Source organism: Alicycliphilus sp. T452 (genome assembly GCF_054512775.1).
Window position 1 is genome coordinate 44,340 of the sequence record NZ_JBTNEH010000015.1, and the last position, 13,693, is coordinate 58,032.

At 68.9% G+C, this 13,693-nt stretch carries 15 protein-coding genes and 1 other RNA gene; 1 reads left to right on the forward strand and 15 read right to left on the reverse strand.

Translation table 11 applies throughout. The features are described from left to right. Positions 1–246 precede the first annotated feature (246 nt). The 7 genes from ACX12L_RS14155 to dnaX all read right to left on the reverse strand — a co-directional run bounded on the left by ACX12L_RS14155 (position 247) and on the right by dnaX (position 6,979). Positions 247–1,827: a hypothetical protein gene (locus ACX12L_RS14155; protein ID WP_459263176.1), complete on the reverse strand. Its 1,581-nt coding sequence runs from the start codon at positions 1,825–1,827 to the stop codon at positions 247–249. A gap of 44 nt (positions 1,828–1,871) precedes the next feature. Then, the gene (locus ACX12L_RS14160; RefSeq protein WP_459263177.1) at positions 1,872–2,537 is read right to left on the reverse strand and encodes a methionine ABC transporter permease; all 666 of its coding nucleotides are present in this window, start codon (positions 2,535–2,537) and stop codon (positions 1,872–1,874) included. Between the two features lie 10 nt (positions 2,538–2,547). Continuing rightward, on the reverse strand, positions 2,548–3,594 hold the full coding sequence (locus ACX12L_RS14165; protein ID WP_459263178.1) for a methionine ABC transporter ATP-binding protein: 1,047 nt from the start codon (positions 3,592–3,594) through the stop codon (positions 2,548–2,550). Between the two features lie 97 nt (positions 3,595–3,691). Next, the gene (locus tag ACX12L_RS14170; RefSeq protein WP_459263179.1) at positions 3,692–4,105 is read right to left on the reverse strand and encodes an MAPEG family protein; all 414 of its coding nucleotides are present in this window, start codon (positions 4,103–4,105) and stop codon (positions 3,692–3,694) included. Between the two features lie 64 nt (positions 4,106–4,169). Continuing rightward, positions 4,170–4,760 carry a recombination mediator RecR gene (gene recR / locus ACX12L_RS14175; protein WP_459263180.1) on the reverse strand — a complete coding sequence of 197 codons (591 nt, stop codon included), beginning with the start codon at positions 4,758–4,760 and terminating at the stop codon, positions 4,170–4,172. A gap of 19 nt (positions 4,761–4,779) precedes the next feature. Next, positions 4,780–5,112 carry a YbaB/EbfC family nucleoid-associated protein gene (locus ACX12L_RS14180; RefSeq protein ID WP_013519285.1) on the reverse strand — a complete coding sequence of 111 codons (333 nt, stop codon included), beginning with the start codon at positions 5,110–5,112 and terminating at the stop codon, positions 4,780–4,782. Positions 5,113–5,143: 31 nt separating this feature from the next. After that, positions 5,144–6,979 (reverse strand): DNA polymerase III subunit gamma/tau, encoded by a 1,836-nt coding sequence (dnaX, locus tag ACX12L_RS14185; RefSeq protein ID WP_459263181.1) that lies wholly within the window; start codon positions 6,977–6,979, stop codon positions 5,144–5,146. Between the two features lie 61 nt (positions 6,980–7,040). Between dnaX and ffs the strand changes: the two genes are divergently transcribed. Then, an RNA gene (ffs, locus tag ACX12L_RS14190) (signal recognition particle sRNA small type) lies at positions 7,041–7,137 on the forward strand. 23 nt (positions 7,138–7,160) lie between these two features. Here the strand turns inward: ffs and ACX12L_RS14195 are convergent. The 8 genes from ACX12L_RS14195 to ACX12L_RS14230 are packed head-to-tail and all read right to left on the reverse strand — an operon-like array spanning position 7,161 to position 13,652. Then, positions 7,161–7,988, reverse strand: a complete 828-nt coding sequence (locus tag ACX12L_RS14195) for a TOBE domain-containing protein (protein WP_459263182.1) — start codon at positions 7,986–7,988, stop codon at positions 7,161–7,163. A gap of 47 nt (positions 7,989–8,035) precedes the next feature. Beyond that, positions 8,036–8,887 carry a ModD protein gene (gene modD / locus ACX12L_RS14200; RefSeq protein ID WP_459263183.1) on the reverse strand — a complete coding sequence of 284 codons (852 nt, stop codon included), beginning with the start codon at positions 8,885–8,887 and terminating at the stop codon, positions 8,036–8,038. Beyond that, positions 8,884–9,543, reverse strand: a complete 660-nt coding sequence (gene modB, locus ACX12L_RS14205; protein WP_459263184.1) for a molybdate ABC transporter permease subunit — start codon at positions 9,541–9,543, stop codon at positions 8,884–8,886. The genes modD and modB overlap by 4 nt, the downstream gene beginning before the upstream one ends. Continuing rightward, a complete protein-coding gene (modA, locus tag ACX12L_RS14210) occupies positions 9,544–10,260 on the reverse strand; it encodes a molybdate ABC transporter substrate-binding protein (RefSeq protein ID WP_459263185.1) in 717 nt (238 codons plus the stop codon). 11 nt (positions 10,261–10,271) lie between these two features. After that, positions 10,272–11,111, reverse strand: a complete 840-nt coding sequence (locus ACX12L_RS14215) for a Rossmann-like domain-containing protein (protein ID WP_459263186.1) — start codon at positions 11,109–11,111, stop codon at positions 10,272–10,274. Beyond that, a complete protein-coding gene (locus tag ACX12L_RS14220) occupies positions 11,105–11,899 on the reverse strand; it encodes a class I SAM-dependent methyltransferase (RefSeq protein ID WP_459263187.1) in 795 nt (264 codons plus the stop codon). Before ACX12L_RS14220 ends, ACX12L_RS14215 begins: the two co-directional genes overlap by 7 nt. Further along, entirely contained in the window at positions 11,896–12,657 is a 762-nt protein-coding gene (locus tag ACX12L_RS14225; RefSeq protein ID WP_459263188.1) for an ABC transporter ATP-binding protein, read from the reverse strand. Before ACX12L_RS14225 ends, ACX12L_RS14220 begins: the two co-directional genes overlap by 4 nt. Further along, positions 12,654–13,652 carry a FecCD family ABC transporter permease gene (locus ACX12L_RS14230; RefSeq protein WP_459263189.1) on the reverse strand — a complete coding sequence of 333 codons (999 nt, stop codon included), beginning with the start codon at positions 13,650–13,652 and terminating at the stop codon, positions 12,654–12,656. Before ACX12L_RS14230 ends, ACX12L_RS14225 begins: the two co-directional genes overlap by 4 nt. Between the last annotated feature and the right edge of the window lie 41 nt (positions 13,653–13,693).

The following is a 13,693-nucleotide window of genomic DNA, read 5'->3' on the forward strand; positions in this document are numbered from 1 at the left end:
TCCATTGAGAGATGACACGCATCCTAGGCGCTCCCGTACAGCGCAAAAAGAATAAATTTTCATTTCCACACAACCCATGCATATATGAGTACGCCCACTGGCCGTGGCGGCATCCGCAGAAACATCTGCGCCTTGTGCAATGCCTCATAGAGCGTGGCGTGGGGCCCCCATCGGACGGGCAGCAGGCGCGACCAACGCGTCACCGCCCCGATCACGCTTCGGCAAACTTGTCAAATTCCGGAATCTTTATTTCCTCTCCAGCACTTTGTAAAGCTGCCATTCGCCGCTGACTGCGATCTGCGCCACCCGGCCGCCTGATCTTTCCTTCAACCAGGCCTCACCACTCTCCTGGCGGCGTATCAAGACATACTGAAACGAATCACCTTGGTGCCTCTGCCAGTCCAAGGATTGGGGATACCATTCGAAATCCTGCGAAGCCCCTTCCAACAAGTCTTTCTTGTATTGGAGCGGAGAAACCCAGAAACGGGCAAAATTGAACTCCGCCAATCCTTCATGTTCTGCCTGATACCATCCAGCCATATGAAGCATTAATGGTGCATAGGATGCTTTGCTCGTCAGAGCAAAATCCAGCATCAATATCTTTTCTCCGGACTCTGCTTTCGCCACGACATTTTTGTAGCCAGCCACTTCTGCATTGAAAACTGTTGCACAAACACTGTGCCACCCCACAATGGCGATGGCCATGGTCACTAGCCCTGACCGCACCATCGCCAAGCGATATGCTTTCCGCGCATCCTGCCTCTTTTCAAAACACAGTAGGTAGAAAGGAAGGCCGAGAATACCGAAGCGCTCATAGGTAAAAAACGTCCCTACCATATAATGCGGAACAACACCCATCCAAACCACATAAAAGATAAATGGCAAATACGCCACCCAGTCCCTTTTTGGTTTTGCGCCAGACAGAAAAGGTATGAGCAAAAAGACAAAGCCAATCATTTGACCAGTCCTCGTATCGGGTGCGGATACCAGCGCGGGTAGAAATTCAACGAGCCGCCGTTCGTCAATATGCCATACGATTGGATCACCTGCAGATGGTGTACTCAACAGGCTGACGCCCAACCAGAGTATGGTCAACGGCAAGATGGTGAGCAACGGCAGACATCGCCGCAACCAAACCCGCCAGCCCGCCCACGGAGCGGCCAGCAATAGCATTGCAACAGCGCAGAAGAATCCAGCGATCAGAATATGGGCAAAAAACAGGCAATGCAACCATACGGCGACGCGGATTACGGCACACCAGTCATTGCGCCCGTTTAAATCCAGCAACATCACCAGAAACAGGAAACCCAAAGGGGCCGCCACAATAAAGTTGAGAAACCCCCATTGAAAGGCAACGCCATAAGGCAATACCAATAGCATCCAGATCCAGACCGAGGGCACTCCCATTCGGATGCAAAAACGCGCAGCCGCCCATACAAAAAGACTCAGAGAGCCTGCCACTATCAGCTTGACCGCCATCACGATTCCAAAAGGCACGGACAGAGCCATGGAGATTCCGTACCCCAACCAATAGGGAGTAAAGGGCTTTATTTCAAATAAATTACTGTAGGGCCAATTTCCGCCAAAGAGAATGGCTTTGAGCGACATAATCTGTGCTGCATGCTGAGGAACGTCCACCATGGGCGGATACGTTGACAACATGACTGGCAAACCACACAACAGGCAGGCCAGTGCAAAGAATTTATTCTCGTTACAGGAAAATTGCATTTCAAGTCGTTTTATATTGAGGCGCCCATCGAATTTTCGATGATCCATGCTCGGAAAACGATTTTTATTCTCGCACAAAAATACATGAAGCCCTTGCATCGCAAGGGCTTCATGCAGTGAAAACGGGAAACGATTTCGGCAAATCAGCGGTGCGACATACGGCGCACGGCCCAATCGCCCAGGCTCTGAATGGCCTGCACGAAGACGATGAGGATCAGCACCACGGTCAGCATCACGTCGGGCAGGAAGCGCTGGTAGCCGTAGCGGATGCCCAGGTCGCCCAGGCCGCCGCCGCCCACGGCGCCGGCCATGGCCGAGTAGCCCGTGAGGCTCACGAAACTGATGGTCAGCCCGGCGACGATGCCCGGCAGCGCCTCGGGCAGCAGCACCTTCCAGACGATCTGCCAGGTGGTCGCGCCCATGGACTGCGCGGCCTCGACCAGGCCGGCATCCACCTCGCGCAGCGCGGTCTCCACCAGGCGCGCGATGAAGGGCGCGGCCGCCAGCGTGAGCGGCACCACGGCGGCCCAGGTGCCGATGGACGTGCCCGTGACCAGCCGCGTGAACGGGATGATGGCCACCAGCAGGATGATGAAGGGCGTGGAGCGCACGGCGTTGACGATGCCGCCCACCACGGTGTTGAGCGGCGCGTTCTGCAGGATGCCGCCCTTGTCGGTCAGCCGCAGGAACACCCCCAGCGGTATGCCCACCAGGCCGCCGACGATGCCGGAGGCGCCGACCATGATCACCGTCTCCCACAGCGAGGTGGCGAACAGCTCCAGCATCATTTCGGAAAAATTCTCGAACACCGCCCGCTCCTTATGCGCTCACGTCCACGGTGCGCACCACCACCCCGTTGGCGCGCAGATAGTCGATGGCCGCGCCTATGCGCGCCATGGGGCCGCTGGCGTACACGGCCAGCGAGCCGAAGGTCTGCTCCTGGATCTCGTCGATCTGCCCGTGCAGGATGGACAGGTCCAGCCCCAGCTCGCGGATCAGGTGCGACAGGATGGGCTCGTAGGCCTGCTCGCCCGCGTACGACAGGCGCAGCAGCTGGCCGCTGGCCTGCGGCGCCAGGCGCGCGGCCAGGCCGCGCACGCGCGCGAGCACGCCCGCGGGCAGCTCCTGCGGCACGATCTCGTCGATCAGGCTCTTGGTGATGTCCTCGCGCGGGCGCGTGAACACCTCGATCACCGGGCCCATTTCCACGATGCGCCCGGCGTCGATCACGGCCACGCGGTCGGCGATTTGCTTGATGACCTGCATCTGGTGCGTGATGAGCACCACCGTCACGCCGAGCTCGCGGTTCACCTGGCGCAGCAGGTCCAGGATGGAACGCGTGGTCTCGGGGTCGAGTGCGCTCGTGGCCTCGTCGGACAGCAGCACCTTGGGCCGGCTGGCCAGCGCCCGGGCGATGCCCACGCGCTGCTTTTGCCCGCCCGAGATCTGCGCCGGGTAGCGGTCGGCCAGGTGCGACAGGCCCACGAGCTCCAGCAGGGGCTGCACACGCGCGTGGATCTCGGCCTTGTCCAGGCCCGCCAGTTCCAGCGGAAGCGCCACATTGTCGAACACGGTGCGCGAGGACAGCAGGTTGAAATGCTGGAACACCATGCCGATCTCGCGCCGCGCGGCGCGCAGCTCGGCATCGGTGAGCCGCGTCATGTCGCGCCCGTCCACGATCACCTGTCCGGCCGCGGGACGGTTGAGCAGGTTGATCACGCGCACCAGCGAGCTCTTGCCCGCGCCCGAGCGCCCGATGATGCCGAACACCTCGCCCGGCGTGACGTGCAGGTCGATGCCGCGCAGGGCCTCGACCGGGCCCTGCGGGCCCTGGTAAATCTGGGTGATGCCCCGAAGATCGATCATGGAAAACGAGGAGAAACGCCGTGCGCGCCAGTCGATGCAGGCCCACGGCACTATGGAATAAATAGCGGCCTGCGCTGAATGGGCAGGCCTGCGATGGCTATTTTACCGCCCAGCCCAGCAGCAGGATGGCGATGTTCACCAGGAAGGCCAGGCCCCACACTGCGCTGCGTGCCGTGGGCATGTCCCCGACGTACATGCTGATGTAGGACACGCGCAGCAGGATGAACACGAAGGCCAGCAGGTCCAGCACCGTCTGCGGCGCGCCGAGCTGGTGCGCGATGATGACCGCGCCGATGAAGAACGGCAGCGCCTCGAAGCTGTTGGCCTGCGCGGCGTTGGCGCGTGCGCGCCAGCCGCTCTGGCGCGCCAGCCAGGCACGCGGGTCGTGGTTGTCGGCGCCGCGAAAGCTGCCGCGCTTGGCCAGCAGCGCGCACACCATGGGCAGGAGCGCCGCGATGAGTACGCACCAGTAGGCCACGGTGAAACGCGCCACATGCAGGCTGGTGTTCATTTTTGAAGGTCCTTGGCAGATAGCGCTTGGCGGCCAAGCATGGGCAGCTATTGTTTTGGGGGTCTCAACGCCGGTCCGCGAGCGCGTGGGCGATGGTGCCCAGGTCCACGTACTCCAGCTCGCTGCCCACGGGCACGCCGCGCGCCAGACGCGTGACGTGGATGCCGCGGCGCTTGAGCGACTCGGCGATGGCGTGGGCCGTGGCCTCGCCCTCGGCGGTGAAGCTGGTGGCCAGAATCACCTCCTGCACCACACCGTCGCCGGCGCGCTCCAGGAGCTTGTGCACGCCGATGTCGCGCGGCCCCACGCCGTCCAGCGGCGACAGCCGGCCCATGAGCACGAAGTACAGCCCCTTGAAGGCGGCCGTGCGCTCCATGGCGGACTGGTCGGCCGGCGTCTCCACCACGCACAGGCGCGTGGCGTCGCGCGCCGGGTCCAGGCAGGTGCCGCACACCGCGCCCTCGGTGAAGGTGTGGCAGCGCTCGCAGTGGCGCACCTGCTCGCACGCCCTGGCCAGCGCCTGCGACAGCTGCTGCGCCCCGCCACGGTCGTGCTGCAGCAGGTGGAAGGCCATGCGCTGGGCCGACTTCACGCCCACGCCCGGCAGGCGCCGCAGGGCCTGGATCAGCGCGTCGAGGGAGCCGGTGTCGGACATGCGCAGAGCCGCAGCGCCGTCAGAACGGGAACTTCATTCCGCCGGGCAGGCCTGGCATGCCGGCCGTGATCTTGCCCATCTTCTCCTGCGAGGTTTCCTCGGCCTTGCGCACGGCGGCGTTGAAAGCCGCGGCCACCAGGTCCTCCAGCATGTCCTTGTCGTCCGCCAGCAGGCTGGGGTCGATGGTCACGCGCTTGACGTCGTGCTTGCAGGTCATCAGCACCTTGACCAGGCCGGCGCCGGATTCGCCCTCGACCTCGATGCTGGCAAGCTCCTCCTGGGCCTTCTTCAGGTTGTCCTGCATGGCCTGGGCCTGCTTCATGAGGCCGGCGAGCTGTCCCTTGTTGAACATGGGTGGTTTCCTTTGCTTATAAAAAAGATGCTTATGCGGGCTTGATGCTGCCGGGCACGATTTTCGCGCCGAAGTCGCGCACCAGCTGCTGCACGTAGGGGTCGTTGTGGACGATGTCCTCGGCCGCGCGCTGGCGCTCGTTTGCGGCCTGGGCGTTGCGGCGCGCGGGGCTGTCGATGACCACGCCCAGCTCCACGCTGATCTGGCGCGCGTGGCCCGCGGCCTCGAGCGCCGCGCGCAGGCGTTCGCGCGCCGTGGGCTGGTTCAGCGACTCGCGCTCCACGCGCAGCAGCCAGTGGCCCTCGTCGCGCGCCACGAGCTGCGACTGCAGCGCGAGTTCGCGCACCAGGGCGGTGATGGCCTCCTGCGCGATGAGCTGCTGCACCACGGCGTACCAAGTGTCGCCCTCCTCGGTGGGCACGAGCCGCGCCGGCGCGGGCGCGGCGCCGTTCGGCGCCATGGGCTGCAGGCGTGCGCCGGGCTCGGGCACCGTGCGCACGGGTATTGCTACTGTTTCTGGAGCTGCTTGCGCTTGGCTGGCGGGCGCTTGAGGCTTATTTTGCCTGAATTCCTCGGGCGCCCGCACGGGCAGGCGCACGGCGGGCGCGGGAGGCTCTACCGCGTCTAGCGCCTCGTGCACCGCCTGGTTCACATCGTCCGGCATGGGCTGCGGCGGCGCTTCACGGGCCCGCGCAGGCGCCGCGGCGGCGGGTTCAGGCCGCGTCAGAGTTTTTTTTTCCGCCATGGCCGCATCGGCCGGAGCGGGTTTGAAGGCCAGCAGGCGCAGCAGCACCATGGTCAGGGCGGCGTATTCGTCGGGCGCCAGGCCCAGTTCGGTGCGGCCGTGCAGGCAGATGCTGTAGAGCAGCTGCGTCTCGTCGGCCGGCATCAGCGCGGCCAGGCGAGCGATCTCGGCGGCCTCGGGATCGGCCGCGTCCACGGCGGCGGCCATCTGCGGCACGGCCTGCAGCACGGCCATGCGCTGCAGCACGGCGCTCATTTCCTCCAGCGTGCTGGCGGCCGACAGGCCATGGGTGCGCAAGGTGTCCGCCGTCTCCACCACGGTCCGGCCGTCGCCCTGCGCCAGCGCCTCGACCAGGCGGAACACGTGGCTGCGGTCCACGCTGCCCAGCATCTGGCGCACGGCGGCTTCCTGCAGCTGGCCGCTGCCGAAGGCGATGGCCTGGTCGGTCAGGCTGAGCGCGTCGCGCATGGAGCCGCGCGCCGCGCGCGCGAGCAGGCGCAGCGCCTGGGGCTCGGCGGTCACGCCCTCCTGCGCCAGCACGCGCACGAGATGCTCGAGCACCGTCTCGGGCGCCATGGGCCGCAGGTTGAACTGCAGGCAGCGGCTGAGCACCGTGACCGGCACCTTCTGCGGATCGGTCGTGGCGAGCACGAACTTGAGGTACTCGGGCGGCTCCTCCAGCGTCTTGAGCATGGCGTTGAACGCCGTGTTCGTGAGCATGTGCACTTCGTCGATCATGAAGACCTTGAAGCGCCCCTGCACCGGCTTGTAGACGGCCTGCTCCAGCAAGCCCTGCACCTCGTCCACGCCGCGGTTGGAGGCCGCGTCGAGCTCGGTGTAGTCGGGAAAGCGCCCGCTGTCGATGTCCTGGCAGGCCGGGCACACGCCGCAGGGCGTGGCCGTGATGCCGCCCTGGCCGTCGGGCCCCTGGCAGTTGAGCGACTTGGCCAGGATGCGCGAAACCGTGGTCTTGCCCACGCCGCGCGTGCCGGTGAACAGGTAGGCATGGTGCAGGCGCTGCTGCGTGAGCGCGTTCGTCAGTGCCTGCACCACGTGCTCCTGGCCCACCATCTCCGAGAAGGTCTTGGGACGGTATTTGCGGGCGAGCACGAGATAGGACATGGGGCGTGATTCTATGGTGCGTGGCCGCTCGCCCCGGTTTCCCGGCGTACAATCTCGCCTTGACGGGCCTCCCCGCATGGTGAAGCGGCCAACCGGGTCAGGTGGGGAACCAAGCAGCCCTAACTGTGGAGCCAGTGCCGGGGGTAAGGCTCGTCACCCTCCCCTTTCTTTTTCCCTCGCCCTACGCGGGCACCCCCACGATCACGCTCGACGCCTTGAACAGCGCCGACGCCGCCGCGCCCGGCGCCAGACCCAGCGCGTCGCAGCTTTCGTTGGTGATGATGGCGGCCACCGCGCCGCCGCCCGGCAGGCCGATCACCACCTCGGTGTTCACGGCGCCCTTCTGCACGCGCGACACGGTACCCCGCAGGCGGTTGCGCGCCGAGAATTTGGCGCCCTGGTCGTCCGTCACCACGATGATCGACGAAGCCTTGACCAGCGCGAACGCCTCGGCCCCCGGCGCGAGGCCCAGGTCCACCGCGCTGCCGTGCGTGACGATGGCGACGAGCTTCTGGCCCATGCCGGGCACGTCCAGTTCGATCTCGTCGTTCACGGCACCATGGGTCACGCGCGAGACCGTGCCGAAGAATTGATTGCGTGCACTCGTTTTCATACCCATTCTCCGTATCAAAAGAAAATCATCGGCCACGCCCTGCGCCTGCGCGCTGAGCTGGTCCACGAACCGGCGGTGCGCGCGCTCGATGACGCCGAAGCTGCGCACCAGCCGCATGCCCCTCTCGGTGAGCTTCGTGCCTCCGCCGCCCTTGCCGCCCACGAGCCGCTCCACGAGCGGCTCGCCCGCGAGCTGGTTCATGGCATCGATGGCGTCCCACGCGGCCTTGTAGCTCATGCCCATGGCCTTCGCCGCCTGGCTGATGGAGCCATGCGCGGCGATGTGCGTCAGCAGCTCCACCCGGCCCGGGCCACCCAGGCTGCGGCCGTCCACCGTCATCCACACCGATCCGCGCAATTCGATGCGCCCGCCGCCCTGCTGCTCTGCTGCCGCCATGGCCTCCCTTTCATTGAAGGTGCCAGTGTAGAGAAAAGACAGGCCGGCTACAGCGGCTGCACGCTCACGCCCACGTCGGCGGCCGGGGCGTAGTGCAGGCTGCTCGTGACCAGCGCATCCACGCCGCTGGCCGCGTAATCCGCCGCGTTGCCCGCGTTGATGCCGCCGGCGGCCAGCAGGCGCAGCCGCGGGTGGCGCTCGCGCAGCGGCGGGCACCACGCGCGCAGGTCCTCGGGCGCAGCCTTGTCGAACTGCACCACGTCCGCGCCCGCATCGGCCGCGCGAAGCGCCTCGTCGAGCGAATGCGCCTCGATCACGCATTTTTTCTCGGCCAGCGCGTGCGCCACGGCGGCCAGGCGCTCGGCCACGCCGTCCCAGCCGCCGAGCAGCGCGCGGTGCTGGGGGAACACCAGCACCGTCTCGCCCACGCCCAGCCGGTGCGGGAACGCGCCGCCGCTCAAGGTGGCCTTGAGCGCGATGCGCCGCAGCCCCGGCGCATGCTTGCGCGTGGTGAGCACGGCCACGCCAGGCGCGGCGGCCTGCACGGCGCGCACCATGCGCGCGGTGGCGCCGGCCACGCCGCAGGCGTACTCCAGCAGGTTCTGCGCCACCTTCCAGGCGCGCAGCAGGCCGGCCGCGTCGCCCGTGGCGGCCAGCAGCACGTCGCCCGCGGCCACGGGCGTGCCGCTCGCCAGCAGGCTCTCCACCCGACCGCCGCAGTGCTGCACGATGCGCGCGGCCTCCTCGGTGCAGGCCGCCACCGATTCGCCGCGGATCGTGAAGCGCATGCGCGCGGGCTTGCCGCCCACGGCGAGCAGGTGGGTGGTCAGGTCCACGAGCGGCGCGTCCTCAGCGATCCAGGCGTCGATCGTGGCGTGGTCGAAAAACACGGAATTCATAGCGCTCCCCATCGGCGTAATACGAAGAAAGCCAGCGCGGCGATGCCCGCCAGCAGCAGCGACAGCGCGTTGGCGCAGGCCAGGTTGCCGTCCATGACGTGGTTGTAGATGGCCAGCGACAGCGTCTCGGTGCGCCCGGCGATGTTGCCGCCGAGCATCAGCGACAGGCCCACCTCGCCCAGCCCGCGCCCGCCCGCCAGCACCAGCCCCGCGGCCACGCCCCGGCGCGCCAGCGGCACGTCGATGCGCCAGAACACGCTCCAGGGCCGGTGCCCGAGCAGCGCCGCCGCCTCGCGCAGACGCGGCGGTATGCCCGCGAACGCCGCCTGCGCGGGCTTGACCATGAGCGGCAGCCCGGCGACGAAGGCCGCGATCACCAGCCCCGTCTGCGTGAACACGATCTCGGGCCGCAGCAGCGGCGGCAGCCACTGCGTGAGCCAGCCCTGGCGCCCGAGCAGCAGCAGCAGGCCGTAGCCCAGCACGATGGGCGGGAACACCAGCGGCAGCGTGACCAGCGCGTCGAGCAGCCCACGCCCCGCGAAGCGCCTGCGCGCGAGCAGCCACGCCAGCGCCGTGCCCAGCACGAGCTGCAGGCCCATGCTCCACGCCACCACGCCGAAGGTGAGCGGCAGCGGCGCGCCCGGACAGCCCAGCATTCACATCCCGTGGCGTTCGAGCAGCTTGCGCGCGGCGGGCGAGGCCAGGTAGTCGAGGAAGGCCCGTGCGGCGGCCCCGCCGGCGCGCCCCTTGAGCACGCCCACGCTTAGCTCGATGGGGTCGTAGCAGTCCTGCGGCGCGTCGATGGCCGTGCCCGCGCGGCCCTGCAGCGCCAGCGCCTCGGTGCGGTTGAGGAAGCCCGCGTCCACCTCGCCCGTGGCGACATAGGCGCTCACCTGGGGCACGGTGGCGACCTCCACGAGCCGGTCGGCCAGCGGCTGCGCCAGACCCAGGCGCGCCAGGCAGGTGGCGGCCGCGTTGCCATAGACCGCCTTGGTGCGGTCGGGCAGCGCGATGCGCCGGAAGCGCGGCTCGCGCAGGTCGGCCAGGGAGGCAATGGCCTGCCCGCGCGCCGTCACCAGCACCAGCCTGCCCGTGCCCAGGGGCTGGAAGCGCTCGGCCAACCCCATGGGCTCCAGGAAGGCGCGGTCGCCGATCATCAGCGCGATGCCGGGGTTCTGGCGCGCCTGCGTCTCCACCTGCTTCATGTTGCCGAAGCTCGCCTCGGTGCGGATGCCGCTGGACTTCGAGAAGTCCTCCAGCAATTCCATGACGGGCTTGCGGTAGCCGGCGCCCGCGGCGACCAGCAGCGCATCGGCGGCCCAGGCGTTCGCGGCCAGGAGGAAGGCCACGCAGGCCAGGAAGAAACGTTGCATGAGGATTCCTTTCACAGGCAAAGACAAATGCGTTCCACCGACTTACCGAAGAAGTGGTAGCCCGAGCCCCCTTCGGCCAGCAGATCGAGCAGTTCGGCGGGCGCGCGCACGCGCGTGCCGCCCACCACGGTGGCGCCCCGGCGCGCGAACGGCGCCGCGCGCAGTGTGGCCGTGGGCCCCACCACGGCGGCCTGCGCGCCGGGGCGCAGGTGGCGCAGCAGGTCGTCCAGCGTGCCGTTGACCAGGGTGGTGCCGGTGGTGATGAGCACGTCGGCCCCGCCCACGATCTCCGGGGCGCGCTCGGCGGGTGCGTAGAACGGCAGTTCCTCGGGCTTGAGCGTGGAGGGGTCGAGTTCGAGCACGTGAAAGGGCTGGCCGCTGCGCCGCAGCGCGCGCAGGTAGGGCGGGAAGGCGCCCACCAGCGCCACGCGCTGGCCGGGCGCGATGGCGAGCGCGTCGAACGCGTCCCCCTCCACCACACGCGCGCCGGGCGGCGGGCCGTCCCGCTGCCACAGCGTTTCGGCCAGCGCGTTGAGCGTGGCGATGGCGAGCGCGCGGCGCAGGTCCTGCGGGCGGTACAGGTCCTGCAGCACCTCGGCCGCGCTGCGCCCTGCGATGCGGCCCGGCACGGGCATGGCCAGCGCGGAGCTCGGGCAGCACACGGCCTCGGGCACGCTCTTGACGGGCGTGGCGCACAGGCCGCCCACGCCGTTGTCGAGTTGCACACCCGTGAAGAAGATGCCCAGCACGGCGCGCGCGATGCGCAGGCGCTCCAGGGCCTGCGCGCCCAGGGCGCCCGCCACGTCGGCATGCAGCTCGGCCAGCAGGCCGTCGGTTGCGGCGTTCAGCATCGTGGTTTCTCCCAGGAGATGAAGGCCCAGCGCATGGGCGGGCCCGCGCGCTCGGCGGGCGTTGCCTGCCCGTACCAGGCGCACAGGCGCGTGGTTTCCGCCACGCTCAGCTCGCCCAGCGACCAGGCCACGCGGCGCGCGTAGTCGTCGAAGTCCTGCGCGTCGGCCAGGCGGCTTTCCTGCGTAAGGTAGGACAGGCAGGGGTGGATGCCCATGCGGTGCAGGATGTTGACGAGGTAGATGTAGTCCGGCACGGTGGGCACGCTGCGGCCGATCACGCGCTGGATGGCCGGGTCGATGAAGTGCCCGCCCGCGGGGTGTGTGAGGTAGACGCGCAGGCGCGCCTTGGCGTCCAGCTTGGAGAGCGCGGCGGCGATGTCGTCCACCAGCGTGGCGCGCGAGGCGACGGCGACGTCGCACACGGACACGTCGCTCCAGTCGTCCTCCCAGGCGCGGAGCAGCGTCTCGACGTGGGTAAAGCCCTGCGCGGCGGCCTGCGCGCGCAGGGTGTCCAGCATGGCGGCGCTGTAGTCCAGCCCCACCACGCGCCGCAGGCGGTGCGCCACGGCCAGCGCGATGGTGCCGGGGCCGCAGCCCACGTCGAGCAGCGATTCGGCGCCCGTGAAGTCCATGCGCGCGACGAAGTCCCGCGTGTAGTTGCTGCGCAGCGCCTTGGCGGCCATGCCCGCCGCGCGGGAGTCCCAGGCGCTGGCGGTCTTGCGCGTGCGCGCGGCGATGGCGAGGTGGTCGCGGTACAGGCGGCCGAAGTCGATGGCTTCTATGGTCATGCGGTCATCCAGTTCAAAGAGGCGGCCACGGCGCTCTCGCTCACGCCGTAGAGCGCGGCGAGCTGCGCCGGGGTGGCCGTGGCGCGCGGCGCGCCGATGGCTTGCAGCCGCCCGCCGCCCAGCAGCGCGATGCGGTCGGCGATGCGCAGCGCGTGCTCGGGCTGGTGCGTGGTCATGAGCACGGCCATGCCCTCGGCGCGCAGGCGCTCGATGTGCTCCAGCACGCGGATCTGGTTGCCGAAGTCCAGGCTCGCCGTGGGCTCGTCCATCACCAGCAGCGCGGGTTCCTGCGCCAGGGCGCGGGCGATCAGCGCGAGCTGCCGCTCGCCGCCGCTGATGGCCGTGTAGACGCTCGCGCGCAGGTGGGCGATGCCGAGCATCTCCAGGCATTGCCGCGCGGCCTGCCGGTCCGCCGCGCCCGGCGCGGAAAAGCGCCCCACGCGCGCCGCACGGCCCATGAGCACCACGTCCTCCACGGTGAAGGGGAACAGGCCCGCGTGCGCCTGCGGCACGTAGCCCACGTGGCGCGCGAAGGCCGCGCGCGGCCATGCGGCCACGCTCTGCCCGCTGCAGCGCACCTCGCCCGCCAGCGGCGGCAGCAGGCCGAGCAGCGTGCGCAGCAGCGTGGTCTTGCCGCTGCCGTTGGCGCCCAGCAGGCACAGCACCTCGCCCGGCGCGAGCGCGAAGGCCAGCCCCTGCGCCACGCAGCGCCGGCCGTGGCCGATGGACAGGCTCTGCGCCTCCAGCACCGCGCTCATTCATGCCTCCCCGAGCGGGCCAGCAGGAACAGGAAGAACGGCGCGCCCACCAGCGCGGTGAGGATGCCCAGCGGCACCTCGATGCCCGCCACGGTGCGCGCCAGCGTGTCGGTCGCCACCAGGAAGCCCCCTCCCAGCAGCAGCGACGCGGGCAGCAGGCGCGAGAACTCCGGCCCCACCAGCAGCCGCGCCACGTGCGGCACCACCAGCCCCACCCAGCCGATGATGCCGGTGAGCGACACCGCCGCGGCCGTGGCCAGCGTGGCCGCGGCCACCAGCACGAGGCGCAGGCGCCCCACGGCCACGCCCAGCGCCAGGGCCTCCTCGTCGGGCAGGCCCAGCAGGTTGATGCGCCAGCGCAGCAGCGCCATGGGCACCAGCCCCGCGAGCAGCGCGGGCGCGGTGGCGGCCAGGTCGCCGGGCGTGACGGCGTTCAGGCCGCCGAGCAGCCAGAAGGTGATGGTGGGCAGCTGCGCCATCGGGTCGGCCAGGATCTTGACGAGCGAAATGCCCGCGCCCAGCAGCGCGCCCACGGCCACGCCCGCGAGCACCAGCACCAGCACCGGGTCGTGCCGCCGCACCAGGCCCGCCACCGCGAGCACCGCCCCCACGGCCAGCAGCCCGCCCGCGAAGGCCAGCGCCTGCACCGCCGCGATCGGCAGGCCCAGGTAGATGGCCACGACCGCGCCCAGCCCCGCCCCGGCCGACACGCCCAGGATGTCGGGCGAGACCAGCGGGTTGCGGAACATGCCCTGGTAGGCCGCGCCCGCCGCCGCCAGCGCCATGCCCACGAGCAGCCCGGCGGCCACGCGCGGCAGGCGGATGCTCCACACCACCGTTTCCACGGTGGCCGGCAGGCCCGACTCGGTGCCCGTGAGGCGCGCGGCCACGGCGCGCCACAGGTCGCCCGGCGCGACGGAGAACTTGCCCGAGGCGAAGGCCGCCAGCACCACGGCCGCGAGCAGCGCCACGGCCAGCAGCCAGCGCAGCGGCATTGCTATCGATACAGGAGCTTCCAGCGCTTGGTGAGATTGCG

Bases quoted from the DNA above. Each gene is read 5' to 3' on its own strand.
- ACX12L_RS14155 (WP_459263176.1), bottom strand. From the start codon at position 1,827: ATGCAAGGGCTTCATGTATTTTTGTGCGAGAATAAAAATCGTTTTCCG.
- ACX12L_RS14165 (WP_459263178.1), bottom strand. From the start codon at position 3,594: ATGATCGATCTTCGGGGCATCACCCAGATTTACCAGGGCCCGCAGGGC.
- ACX12L_RS14170 (WP_459263179.1), bottom strand. From the start codon at position 4,105: ATGAACACCAGCCTGCATGTGGCGCGTTTCACCGTGGCCTACTGGTGC.
- recR (WP_459263180.1), bottom strand. From the start codon at position 4,760: ATGTCCGACACCGGCTCCCTCGACGCGCTGATCCAGGCCCTGCGGCGC.
- ACX12L_RS14180 (WP_013519285.1), bottom strand. From the start codon at position 5,112: ATGTTCAACAAGGGACAGCTCGCCGGCCTCATGAAGCAGGCCCAGGCC.
- dnaX (WP_459263181.1), bottom strand. From the start codon at position 6,979: ATGTCCTATCTCGTGCTCGCCCGCAAATACCGTCCCAAGACCTTCTCG.
- ACX12L_RS14195 (WP_459263182.1), bottom strand. From the start codon at position 7,988: ATGGCGGCAGCAGAGCAGCAGGGCGGCGGGCGCATCGAATTGCGCGGA.
- modD (WP_459263183.1), bottom strand. From the start codon at position 8,887: ATGAATTCCGTGTTTTTCGACCACGCCACGATCGACGCCTGGATCGCT.
- modB (WP_459263184.1), bottom strand. From the start codon at position 9,543: ATGCTGGGCTGTCCGGGCGCGCCGCTGCCGCTCACCTTCGGCGTGGTG.
- modA (WP_459263185.1), bottom strand. From the start codon at position 10,260: ATGCAACGTTTCTTCCTGGCCTGCGTGGCCTTCCTCCTGGCCGCGAAC.
- ACX12L_RS14215 (WP_459263186.1), bottom strand. From the start codon at position 11,111: ATGCTGAACGCCGCAACCGACGGCCTGCTGGCCGAGCTGCATGCCGAC.
- ACX12L_RS14220 (WP_459263187.1), bottom strand. From the start codon at position 11,899: ATGACCATAGAAGCCATCGACTTCGGCCGCCTGTACCGCGACCACCTC.
- ACX12L_RS14225 (WP_459263188.1), bottom strand. From the start codon at position 12,657: ATGAGCGCGGTGCTGGAGGCGCAGAGCCTGTCCATCGGCCACGGCCGG.
- ACX12L_RS14230 (WP_459263189.1), bottom strand. From the start codon at position 13,652: ATGCCGCTGCGCTGGCTGCTGGCCGTGGCGCTGCTCGCGGCCGTGGTG.